General features: G+C 71.6%; 1 protein-coding gene (running past both ends of the window). It reads left to right on the plus strand.

All 13,365 nt of this window come from inside a single coding sequence — locus ABEB12_RS35890, rhomboid family intramembrane serine protease, on the plus strand. Of the gene's 122,763 coding nucleotides, 37,218 precede the window and 72,180 follow it; the stretch shown corresponds to coding positions 37,219–50,583 — codons 12,407 (complete) to 16,861 (complete); the first codon wholly inside the window starts at position 1. The start codon and the stop codon both lie outside this window.

Below are 13,365 nucleotides of genomic sequence, written 5' to 3' on the forward strand. Positions count from 1 at the left end.
CAGCTCGGGGCCATGGCCGGGCTGAACTCCGGCCGCGCAGCCAACCAACTGATGGGCCTGTTCGGCACCCGACCCGGCGACGGCCTCAGCGTGGTCGGCCTGTTCGGCGCCCAGATCCGCTGGCCCGGTGAGGCCGTGCCGGTCACCGCCGACGGCCTGCTCGACCGAACCTGGCTGACCGCGCTGGAGGACTTCTTCACCGAGCACTTCACCGACGAGCACGCAAACGCCGGCATCGAACCGATCTTCAAGCTCGGCCCCAACGGTGAGTTGCTGATGGTCGCCTACGACTGGATCCACGCCCCCGCGGAAACCCGCGAACGCGCCAACGAGCTCGGCCTCGCGCTACGCGCCGCCGCCGAGCGCGACCCCCGGTTCAACGTCCAAGCCGGCGCGAACGTGTTCGACCTGACCCACCCACAGGTCCCACCGTCGAAGATCACCGGCTTCGCTCGACTCATCGCCGCCCTACCGGCAGGTGTCCGGCCGATCATCATCTACGGCGGCGACTCAGGCAGCGATCACAACGCCATCAAGGACGCGCTCACGATCGCCGCGGGCGCCAAGCCCGGCAGCTTGGCCCAGCACCTGTACGACGCGGTCGTCAGCCGATGGGCCAGCGCCGAGGACATCGTGTCCGTCGCCGTGGCCGGCCCGCACACCTCGGCGGCGTTCATCGAGACCGCGACCATCCGGGTGCGCGGCCCACCCGGCTACCTGCGCCTGCATCTGATCCTCAACCAGCTCCTGCTCGAACGCTGGCTGGCCGAGCGCGGCGCGGTTCTCCCGGTTGGGGCAGGCATCGAGGTACGGCTCAGTGGCCGTCTGCGTTTTGTCGAGTCGAAGCGCTCCGACTTCCGGGTTGTCACTGTCGAGGACGAACACGGGGTCGAGTGGATCGCGAAACGCGGTCGCGGCCTGGACTACCTGCTGGTATCGGTCGGCGCGACGCGACAGTTCCGGCTGCTGGGCAGGTTGGCTCCGCGAAGCCGGCTGCTGCTGACCCGCGACGCTGTACCCCACGGCAGGCTGGACGTACTCGCCGTGAACTCGGTGTTCGAACTCGCCGAACTGGTGCGCGAGCGTCGTCTGATCGAAGACGCGGCGCAGCGGCTGGATGACATGGTCGACCAGTTGGCGGTGAACTTCGTGCCGAACGGTTGGGTGGGTCACTGGGATGCGTTTGGTCCGGGTAACACGCTCGTCGGTGCCCCGGCGACGCCCGGTGTGGACGCGCCGGTTGGGGTGTACGAGGTCGACTTTGACACCGCCGATCGGCTGTGGCCGTTGTACCCCCAGCGGCCGAGGTCCTCCCTCGAGCAGGCCCTGGTTCGGATGCTGGATGGTGGCCTGCGCAGCAGTCCCGGTGTCTACGGCCGGCTGTCCGCGCAGGAGATCGTCGAGCAGCTTCGCCAGCTGTGGCGATACCGACACCGGCTGCTGGCCGCCGCGCTCACCAGCTCTGCGGCACACCAGATGCGGGAGGACCTGGCGTGGGTCAGCACCGTACTGGCCGCGGCGGACGCGGGCCACGGCCAGCCCCTCGGTGCCGCGCTCACCCGGGCGTTGGCCAACGCACGCCGGTTCATCGACCAGCGCGGCGACGGCTACGGCGACCCCGAGCGCCGAGCCCGCTACCTCGCTGAGGCCGACGCCCGAGCCGCCGCCATGGCCGAGCCCGATGTCCCACACGCCCCGCATGTGTCCGAGCTGACCGGCGATGAACTCGCCGAGTTGCTTGCCGCCCGCCGGGATGTCGCCGTGCACAGTGTCGACAAGTCCAGCGCACGCTGGCTTTCCACCAGCGGTGACGAGTCCGGCCATTCGGGTTCTGACCGGGCCTCGGGGTTGGCGCCGTTCGCGCTGGCTCCGCTGGGTTGGCAGCTGGGCCACCGTGAGCCGGGTAGATCCGATGCGCCGCTGCCCACCGGACAGCACGGTTTCGCTCCGTGGGAGTGGATGGGCGAGCACCTGCTGGTAGTTGGAGTGGTCGCCGCCGCACTCGTGGGTGTCGTGCTTGTGGTGTCTCCGCTGCGGGCCTGGGTGACCGGCGTGCTGGCGCAGGTGGTTTCCAAGCGTCGCTCGGCGGCCCTCGACGAGCTGAACCGGCGGACGGACGACATCTTTGCCCTTGCCCGAGAGACGCAGGTGCTGGCCCGGTACGGCCTGCTCGACCCGTCGTGGTCGGAGCGCCTGGCCGCGCTGCGGAAGCCCAGTGGGCTGCTGTTCTACCGTGCGCGCGACCGCAAGCTGACCGAGGAACTGCGCCGGGCCCGCGCCGCGCTGCCCCGCGCGGTGCTCGCCGGCCCGCTCGCGGCCGGGTTCGAGCTGGTCATCGTGGGTGGAGTCCGCAGGCTGGAACTCACCGGCTCCTCGGGAGCGATGATCGGCACGGTGTCCATCACCGGCGCTTACCTGGGTGCCGACGAGGATCTCGGGCTTGACGCGCTGGAGAACGCGGTCCTCCGGCTGGCCGAGCAGGCCCGGCCAGGCGCCGATGCGGCGGGTCTGGCGCCGTACGAGCTGATCGCCCGCGAGTTGACCACTCCGCACAGGTCGACCGTGTACCGCCAAGGCCTGGAGTTGCACCGCTCCCTCGGCGACCAGATGGCGTGGGTGATCTGGGCCGGTGAGCTGATCAACATCGACACACTGTCCGCCGGCTCCTGGCGGTTCACCGTGCCCGCGAGTTACCGGTTGGCTCCGATGATCGACCGCGCCGTCGACGTCACCAGCGACAACGGCAACGGTTCGGCGACCGTGATCGAAGACGGGTACGCGGTAAGCGCGGCGCATGTCGTGGTCGGCGCGCCGATCGAGTCGGTGCGGGTGGACGGCTTCAAGGTGGCCGCGATGGTCGTGCTCGGGGACGGAACCGACCCGCGCAACGACTTCGTGCTGCTGCGGGTGCCCGGCCTGACGGCCCGTAACCGCGTCCGCATGGACTCCAGCCTCGCCGCGGTCACCACGGTGACGGCCGTCGGGTTCCCGAACGACAAGTTCACCGTCCTGCACGGGCCGAGGCTGGCCGGTGGGGACGACGACATCATCGATTACCAGGTTCTCTCCGGCGCGGGCTCCTCCGGCAGCGGCGTGTACAACGATCGCGGCGCGTGGGTCGGCGTGCACATTCAGGGCGGACCCACCTTCGGGCGTTTCATCGGGCCACGGCGGACCCAGGAGCTGCTGGGCGAGGCTTCCGGGCGGATGGACGGCCAGGAAAGGGTCATCGCGGGGGTGTTCGCGGCGCAACCGACGCGCACGTCGATCCCGCTGGCCGAGCTCAAGGCGGCGCTGGCCGAGTACGGCGTCATCGCCGCGACCTTCTGGATCGAAGAGCTGGTCAACGGCATGCCGGGCCTGTGGGCCGACGACACGACCGCCTACCGGGTCTCGCGGCCGAGCCGGACAAGCGACCCGTCGCGGGACACCCCGTGGATCCACTCGCGGGCGAATGAGTCGCAGGCGAGGTTGCGGGAGTCGCTTGCGGTGGCGCACAGCACCCTCGAGGCGTGGACCATCGAACCGGTCCTGATCGAGGACTCGCCCTCCTACGCGGTGCTGTTCAAGGAGATCAACCGTCTGCTGGCCGCCGCGTGGATGGCTCGCCTCGCCGCCCCGCTCGCCCTGGCCGGGGCGGGGCTCGCCTGGCTGCTCGGGGTCGATCCGCTTCTCGCCTCCGGAGCGGCCGCCGCGCTCGAGGTTCTGTTCGTCGACGTGTTGCTACCGCGCTACGCCGGCACCAAGCAGGCCGGCCGGCGCGGTCATGACCATGCGCTGGTTTGGCGGGCCTTGCCCCGGGGCTGGGAAGACATCCTCCGGACGATCTTGCCGGTGACGGCTGTGGCGCGTCCGGACCGGCCGGTGCGCGCCGGTGAGCACGGCTGGTCGGCCGGCCGAGGCAGGCCGCCGCACGTGGTGTTGCTGTCCACTGCCGACCTGGTCAGGCGCGTCGACAGGGAGCTCGGCGCCGAGGCGGGCGCCTGGGTGGCCGCGAACCTGCTCGGTTACCACCTGGACGGCACCATCTACGTGCTCGACATGTGGTGGGACCGGCTGGACAAGACGCAGCGGGCGCTGGTGATCGATCATGAGCTCAACGCCGGCCGCGACGAGCACGACGAGCACGCCGCCCGGGCCTTGGACGCGCTGCGCGCATCCGGTGTTACGGAGCAGGAAGGCCAGCAGCTGTTTGCCCGGCTGATGCACCAGGCGGGCCGGGTCTACCTGGCGCCCAAGGTGGACGGTCGGAAGCGGGTGCTGCTGTTCGGCGGCTCGACGGCTCCTCGGGTGACGGAGGAGCAGGCCCGTGGCTGGTTCACCGCGGCCCTCGGGGCGTCGGGCCGGGCATGGCAGCCGTCGGTGATCGTGTCGTTGGGGGCCGCTCAGGTGGCGGTGCTGTTCGGGCTCGACGAGGCGCGGGTTCGGCAGGCCGGGTTCTCGCGGATCATCGCCATGGCCGGGTACGCGTGGCACGCGCAGGCCGGTGCCGGGCACGATCACGTGCTGTTCTACCTGTCGGACGACCCCGTGGTGGAGCGGAGCTCGCGGCGGAACTCGGGGCTGACCACACGCACGGCATACGTCGACCTTGCCTTGCTGGCGGCCATCGCCGACTCGCCCGACAGGGATGGCGTCCGGCGGCTGGGCGAGGTGCTGCTCGACCCGAACCGGGCCCTCCCGGGGGGCGCCGAGATCCCGGCGGACCTGGCCGCGACGTTGCGGCGGCTGCTGCCCATGGGCGACGACAGGTACTGGGCGGACCAGGATCACGCTCTCGCCATCGCGTCCACGCTGCCCGGCGTCGGCCTCGACGCCACCGCGGTCCAGACCGCGCAACGCGCGTTGGTGCAGATCAGCGAGCCTGACTCGAGGGTCGGTGACCTTGGCGGGCTGATCCCGGTGTGGCGGCCCATCGGGCTTGGCCTGGCGTGGCGGGACGGCGAGGTGCTGACCGCTTCCCACGTGGTGAACCACGGTGCGCTGCCGAGGGTGCGGGTCGATGGGCAGCCGGCGCGGCTGGACCGGGCCGACGTGGACCGGGTCGCGGACCTGGCACGGCTGCGCGTGCCGGGGCTTGCCGGACGAGCGCCTGGCGTCGAGTTCGCCGACGCGGAGCTGCCGGCGGGCACCGTGGTGGCGATGTTCTTCGCCGAACATGCCGACCGCGCGGATCGGCCCGCCTGGTCGACCGTTGTGCTCGGCCCGGTCGATCCCTCGCAAGCCGGCCCCGATGTCCCGGCCGGCATGATCGTGGTGGATGCGCCCGCCTGGCATGGCTTCTCCGGTGGTGTCGCCGTCACCGTGAGTCCGGCGGGACAGCCGACGTGGGCCGGTGTGGTGACCGCACGCGACGACGCGCCCTACACCATGCCCTCGGGCGGGCCGGTGGAATGGGTCGAGTTGGGTCGGCCGGTAACTCTGCTTGCTTCGGCGCGCACGGCGAAGCGGTTCCTGGCCGATCGGGAGCGGAGCCAGGGCGACACGTCGACCTCGCTGCTTCCGCTCGCCGGTGTACCGCTGTTCGGCCACAGCTCGGTCCTGTTGGGGTTGGCCGTGACGGTGGGCGTTGCGGTGGTCGTGGCGGCACGGGTCGGGCTGCTCGCCAACCTGTGGACGCGGCTGCGGGCACTGGCTCGGGGGCTGGCCGAACGTGCCCCGCCGGTGCTGGCCCGGATCGCCGCCGCTGCCGGGTTGGCCGCGGGTTTGGTGCTGTTCGGTCCGGTCGCCTCGGCGTACGCGGATGAGGCCGGGGCGACCGGTGAGGTCGCGATGTACGTGCCGCCGTTGTCGCTGTTCCCGCTGGTGGTGCTGGGTGTGCTGGCGGTGCGGTTGTGGGCCGCGCACGGGTTCGGCGCACTGTGGCAGCGGGCGAGGTCGATGTGGGTGACCTGGTCGCTGGTGGCGATCACCGCGTTCATCTGGATGTCCAGCTCGAACCCGGCGGTGGGTGACGACCTCGGCTGGATCAGGCTGCGGCACGACCTGGGGCTGGCCCCGGACGGTCTGTGGGACGGCAACGTGTTCGGCCGGTGGGTGCTGAACGGCTTCATCCACATCGGTTTCGGCCACCTGCTGGGCAACATCACGGCCCTGGTGCTGTTCGGGGCGCTGGTGGAGCGCCGGCTCGGTTGGTGGCGGTTCTTCGCGGTCTACGTCGGCTCGCTGCTGGGTGGCTCGCTGGGTGACCTGCTGCTACACGCGCTCGTACCGGTGCACACGACCGCGTCCCTGCTGGGTCTGCCGCTGCGGAACACCGGTTCCTACGGCGTCGGTGCCTCCGGTGTGGTGTTCGGGTTGCGGGCGCTGGCGTTCTGGTTGGCCCGGCCTACCGACTGGCTGCCTGCGCAGTTCGGGTCGATCAAGCGGCGTTGGAACACCACGGCGGCGGTCGTGGTCGGCGTGGCGATGCCAGTTGGTCTCGCGGTGTGGAGCTGGTCCGGCCAGGGCGGGTGGTGGTCGGTCGTGCTCGCGGTCGCGCTGCCGCTGGCCGTTGCCGAACTGTGGCTGTCCGCCCCGGTGCGCACGCTCCTGCACGGCCACGGCATCGGCCCAGCACCTCGCCCGGCCGACGCGACACCCACCCCGGCGGGCCAGGTCGAGACGGCACAACCGGACCGGCTCCCGCACCCGGCGTGGCGGCTGCTCGGCGCGCTGGCCCGGGTGGGTTGGCTGTTCATCCCGATCGGGCTGGTCTGGTACGGCGCCATCGTCGAGGTCAACAACGTGGCGCATCTGGGCGGCGCGATCGTCGGGACGCTGATCGGCGCCGGAATCGCCCTGTTCGCCAAGATCAAGAATCGGGGGCAGCCGAAGCCGGCGAGCCGTGGCTGGCGCCGGCAACCCGACCCGGCGCAGGCACAGACCGCCCAGTTCGCCGACCGGATGAAGATCGCGCAGGGCGTGCGTGCCGCCATCGCCGCCAGCGAGACCGGCACCATGCACGTCGACCAGTTGGCCGCTCGGCTCGGGGTGAGCGCAGCGGAGATCAAGGCCACCCTCGACGAGCTTCCCATCGGTCTGTCGGTCGACTCGGCCACCGGTCTGGTCGGCAAACCAGCTGACCGTGGCCCGGTCCCGCCGGCTGGTCACGGCCACGACGGCCCGCTGGCCTGGCGGTGGAGGAAGCGCTGGGCACCCGCCGTTTCAGCCGCGTTGCTCGGGATGACTCCGGTGCGCCCGGTCCGACCGGATGAGTACGGCTGGTGGAGCAAGCGCGGACCGCCGCCGAACGTGCAGCTGATGTCGGCCGCCGAGCTGTCGCGGAAACGCGGTGTCGGCGCCCGGGTGGCGGCGAACCTGATCGCCTACACCACCGTGGACGGGCGCATCTACGTGCTCGACTCGTGGTGGAACCGGCTGAACAAGGCACAGCGCGCCCTGGTGATCGCCCACGAGTACGGCGCCCATGTCAGCGGTGAGATCACCGATCACGATAGGCACACCGCGCGGACGCTCGCGGCGTTGCGCGTCACCGGTGTCCGGCCGGCCGGCGTGCGGGGGTGGGGTAGCGCACGGCAGCGGCTCGCGGCCGCGGCGGTGGGAACTGCCGCGGCGCTGGCCGCGGTGGCCGGGGCCGCGGTGGTCTCGGCCGGGATCGGCGCGTTTGTCGGTGGCCTGATGGCCTGGCGCGAACTGATCGGTTCGGCGAACCGGCCCGGGGTGCTGCGCATGGTCGGCCTGGGCTGGCGGGACACCGGTTTGGCGCGCAAGGTCCTCGCGGTCGCTGCGGTTGAGCTGCCCGCCGGGCTGGACCCGGACGACGTGGTTCTGGCCCTGCTGTGGGTCGCGCGTGGCACGGGCGCCCGGCCACGGGAGGTGTCGGCGCGGGAACGGCGGGAGTTGGTCGAGGCCAGGCACACGCCGCTGTACCGGGGGTTGCACGGGCAGCAGGCCGACGAGTTCGCGGCCGCTTTCCGCGTCGGCGAGGAGCCCTTCGTCGGCCACGGCTATTACGGCAACGGGCACTACTTCGCCCCCGAGCTCATGCACGCGATGGGCTACGGACACCAGACCTTCGGCCGAGGAGCGCTGCTCGTGGCGTACCTGCCGCGGAACACGGTGCTGATCTCGAAGCGGGAGATGAAGCAGCGACGCAACCGCGACATTTCCCGGGCTCTGCGGCGTGGTCTGGCCAGGTTCGCGCTGTTGTTGGGCGAGCAAGGCATCTGGGGTGTCTGGAACGGGGTCGGCGCGGTGGGCGTCCCGCATGCCAACACCCTCGACCCGAACATGGAGTACGGCGAGTACGCGGTGCTCGACCGTAGCGCGCTGTTCGTCGAGCGCGCCCCGGAGTTCCCGGCTGAGGTCGCCGAGTCCCGGTTGGCGCTGGTCGAGCGGTTGTTCTTCGAGTTGAGCCTGATCACCGATAACGAGCGGTCGATAGCCGACTGGCTCGACTGGATCGCCGCGCGGCTCGGCGAGGCCGGGATGGCTCTGGCCGAGGTTCCGGCTGGGGAACTGCACTCCCGGTTCACCGCCGCCACCGCCCAGCTCGCGCAGGCTCGAGCAGCCGACAGTGCTGGCTTGGGCGACTCCGGGCGCGGGGTGAACGGGCCGCTGGAGCTCTACCCGGACAGCGACCCGCTGACCCGTGAAGAGCGGCAGTGGGTGGAGGAGGCACTGCTCGAGCTGGAGCTCACCCCGTTGGGTGCCGGGCTAACCGGCGCGCCCGCCGATGTGCCGGTGGTCCGGTTCGACACCGAGGAGCTGGCCGCAAAGGTCGGCGCCCGTACCGCCACCAAGATCGCCGCCTACACGGTGAACGGGGTGGTGTACCTGCCCGAGACCGCGACCCGGCTCGACCCGGCGCTGCTGCGCGCCCTGGTCGCCTATGAGGTCACCCACCGGGTGCGCGGCCCGACCGACGAGGCAACCCGTGAACTGGAAGCGGCCGCGCTGCGCGCGCAGCTGATCCCCCTCTGGCGACCGGCGAGGGCGCCGCCGATCGGGCTGCCACTCACGGTGCTGGGTGAGCTGACCGTCGTCGAGGTGTTCGACGCGCAGAAGAGAGTCCGCGACCGCCGGGACAAGATCGTGCTGGCGCGTCTCGAGGACGGTCGGCTGGCGGTGCTGCGGCAGTGGGAGCGGTCGCCGAACGACGTGATCCTCTCCACCACTGGGACCGCGCTGTGGCGGGCCGGCGGCGGGCGGGCGCAGGCCTCCGAGCTGGCCATCGCCTCGCGCGAGGCGTACGGACCCGATGGGCGGTTGGTGCTCGCGGTCGGCGACCTGGTCGAGGCGGTGGAGCTGGGACCCCGTAGGCACCCGGGCGGGTTCGCGCGGTGGCGGGCCCGCCAGCAGATGCGCGACGTGCTCGCGCTGATCGCGCTGATCCACGACGGGGACGGGGTGAATCCGAGGAACATGCTGCTGGGTGAAGGCGGTGCGCTCATCCGCATCGACTTCGACTCGGCGCTGTGGCGCATCGACCGCACGTACCTGGCGAGCCTGCTGGAGTTCGTGCGGTGGTACCCGACGTTCCGGAAGGTGAGCCGGGCGCGGCTGCTTGCCCAGCTGGCCGACCTGGTCAGGCGGCGTGACGCGCTGCTCGCCGCGATGCCCAGCGACGAGCTGCACCTGTGGCTCGCGCTGCGTCTGGACTGGGCCAAGCGAGTCGTGGCGAAGAACCAGCTGCCCAGGCAGTTGGCCTCTCGGCTGGCCCGGTTCGGCCGCAACGGCGCCCCGCTGGGTCCGGCGCCGCCGACGGCCCCGGCCGTACCGACGACCGGGCTGGTGCGAACCGAGGTCACCCACCAGGAACTGATCGAGCTGGCGTTGTCCGGCGCCCCGCTGTGGCTGCGCGAATACCTGCCGGCGCTCGACGACCGGCCGGGCTCGGTTCCCGCCGGACTCTATGAGATCACCACGACGACGGATGGCGCACAGGAACCGCCCGGCTCGAGCACCGGCGGGGTGTCCGGCGCGCTGTCGGAGCGCCCTCGCCTGATCAACGGGCCGCGAGCTCCGTCACCGGACGACGCGACCGCCGAGCAGCCGACCCGAGGTTCTCCGTTGGTGCGCCTGGTCCGGTGGGGCGCGGTGACCTTCGGCCTGGCGGTGGGTGCACTGGTGCTGACCGCTGCGCCGGCAAATGCGTATGCATCCGGGGCGCATGCGGCGACGGCCAGTGGGGTGACTCTCGCGCTGGTCGGGGTGGCGGCCGTTGCGGTCGAGGTCTATGGCCTCCGCCGGCTGGTCAAGCGGGTGACGGGCATGTCACGGTCGGAGTGGGGGACCGGCGGCGCTCAGGACGAGGCCTCCATCGTCGAGCAGGAGGAAAGCCCGACACCGACCTCGGAGCCCCTGGACACCCATGACGACGCCGGTGGCGAGGCGCGGAACCGGAGCTGGACGCCACTGGTCGGGGGCGCGTTGGGCACGCATGAATGGCTCGGCGGCCACCTCTGGCTGGCGGCGTCGGCCGCGGTCGTGGTGCTGGTCGGCATCGCGCTGGTGAAGCTGGCGGGACCGGTGTGGCGGGCGCTGGTCGGCACCCCGGACGCGCCCAAGGCGCTGCGCATGGTCGGCCTGGGCCGGCGGGATCCGGGACTGCTGCGGAACGTGATGGCGTTCCGGGAGCGCGTGTGGACCACGGGCGTCGATCCGATCGAGGTCATCGCCGGCCTGGTCTGGTCGGCCCGGGGGAAGGGCGGGCCGCCCCGGGTGCTGGACGTGGGCATCACCGGGCACCTGATGGACGTGGGGCACACCCCGATGCACCGATGGTTCGAGGGCGAGCGCACGGTCCGGGAGTTCACCGAGTCCCAGGCGTATGTGGAGCTGGGCGCGCCCGGCTTCGGGTACTTCTTCTCGACCGGGTACCCGCACAAGCACGAGCGGATGTCAGGGGTGCCGCTGGTCGCGTACCTGGACCGGGACGCGGTGGTCATCACCGCCGCCGAGGCCCACGAGCGGCAGGCCCGCGACATCGAGACGGCGCAGCGGCGGGGCCTCGACGGGCTGGCCGAGTTGTTGCGCGACCTGCGCATCTGGATGGCGTGGCGCGATGTCGACGCGGTCGCGTTCGGCGACGGCCACACCCTGTTCGTGGGCAACCGCGCCGCGGTGCTCATCGAGGAACCGACCGAGATCTACGACTGGCCGCACTTCGAGGTCGAGCCGGAGATCCCCGCCCAGGCCACCGTGCGGTCGCCGTGGCGACGGGTGCTGACCGACTCGATGTTCACGCTGGTCATCGTCGCGCTGGCGATACTGATCAATGTCATCCCTGCGGTGGCGGCGACCACCGGCGAGGCGGTCAGCACGCACGGGCCGGGGGCCGGCGCGATGGGCGTGGCGGCGGTGTTCAGCCTGCGCAAGCTGTTGGCCGCGATCCGGCCCCGGACCAGCGTCGACGAGCTGGCCGAGCGGCTGCGCGCCGACGGCATCGAGGCCGATCCGGTGGAGATCAACGCAGCGCTGATCTTCCTCCGCCGCCTGGGTTTGATCAACGGCGACGTGCGGATCGGCTACGAGCGCAACGACGAGGGCAGGGCGCTGCTGTGGCTGCCCTCCGGTCGGGTCCGGCCTCGGGACCCGGATCTACACAACGCGATCATGATCGCGCAGAACGTGCTCGGGGACGAGCCGGTCATGCGGGCGAGGCAGGCGTTGGCCTCCGGGCGCACCGCCGAGGACGGACAGGCGCTCACCATGGTGGTCGACCTGTTGGCCACCCGGCCGCTGCTGCCGACGGGCACAGACCCGGATCGTGGGCTGGGTCGGCTCTTGGAGCTGCTCGCCGCCGAGCGCGGCGCGACGAGCGGTCTCCTGGCCGAGGCGCTCGGCCGGGACGAGGCAGCCGTGCGAACGGTGCTGGACATGCTGGTCGCCGAGCGCTGGGCATTCCACCGCGACGGCCGGTACTACCTCGCCGAGCGGCCCACCGAGCTGCTGGCCAAGCTGGCCGACCCGGAGCTTGCGGCGATCGCCCAGCTGTTCACCCTGTGGCCGGACTGGTCGGACGGCGGCAATATCGAGTTGGCGGTGATGTGGGCTGCCTTGGCCCGATTCACCCAACGGGCCGCGCCATCCCCGCCCCTGGCCGCGACCCCGACGACGACCGCCACGCGGCCCGCACCCACCGACGCCACCAGCGAACACGACCTGCCCCGACCCACCAACGTGCGTGATCTGCTTGCGGCGCTGGTGAACGGACCGGCCCTGATGCGCCAGCTGAGCTACACCATGTGGGACCGGGACAAGGAAGGGCTGCGTCGCAAGCTGCAGGCGCTCACCACGCTCCGCCTGGTGCGCACCGTCAAGCGCGACCGGTACTTCGTCTACCAGCTGACGGACCGGGGCCGTCGGCTGCTGGACACCGTGCCGGCCGATGCCGAGCCGATCGGCGACGCCGAAGCGATTGTCGCCGAACTGCTTGCCGGCTGGCCGGCTTCGGACATCCTCGTCGCGCACGAGAACGCGTTTGACCAGGTGCTCGGGCCGGCGGCGACCGACAGCGCCGAAACGCTCCCCGAGCCCGAGATCACCCTGGCCGTTCGCCGGGCCGAGCCCACGCGCCCCGGCATACGGCAGGTGCTGGAGGCCCTTCGCCTCCGGCCCATGCTGTTGCGCCAGCTGGTCGAGGCAGTGCGGGGGTGGCAGAGGAGCGCATTGCGTCCCCGGCTGGAGGCGCTCGCCGAGCTCAGCCTCGTGCACACCGTCAAGGGCAGCCAAGGCTTCACCCACGAGCTGACCGAACGCGGCCGGAGGCTGCTGGACATCATCCGCCCGGACACCGACCCGGCCACCGAAGCCGAAGCGATCGTCGCCGAACTGCTTGCCGGCCGGCCGCTGGCGGAGGCCCTGGTCGCGCACCGGTACGCGTTCGACCAGGTGCTCGATCCCGACGTGGCCCAGTCGTCCGGCCCGGCGGTAGCGCTCGTCAGCCTACAGCTGCCGATCTTGAACACGGTGGGTTCGGCAACCGGTGGGATCACTCGACAGGAGCTGGGCAGGCGGTTCCCGGATCTGTCCCCCGCCTCGCTCGATCACCGGGTGTGGCAGCTGCGCAGGGCAGGCCTGATCGTCCGCACGGTCGAGGACCTGCCGAGGGGCCGTTCGCGCGTCCGCTACCACGCCGCGGCGCGCCTGCCCGAGCTGCTGGGCTACCTGGAGCACCCCGGCACCTACCCGGCCGATCGTCCTCGGTGGGCGTTGGCCATGGTGCGGCGGTGGCTGGCGCCGGACGTGGCGTTCGCGCCGACCACGGTGCCGATGCACCAGATCGCGGCCGCGGTGCGCGAGGTGTTCGGCCTGGTCGACGAGTCGACGCCGGGGGACTGGGACCTGGTGCCGGCGAACTCGGTCCGGGCCGTGCTGGAGTCGCTCGTCGACTACCCCGACGGGTTGACTCCCAGCGAA

This window comes from Actinospineispora eucalypti (genome assembly GCF_039543365.1).
In the GTDB taxonomy this organism is placed as follows: Bacteria; Actinomycetota; Actinomycetes; order Mycobacteriales; family Pseudonocardiaceae; genus Pseudonocardia; species Pseudonocardia eucalypti.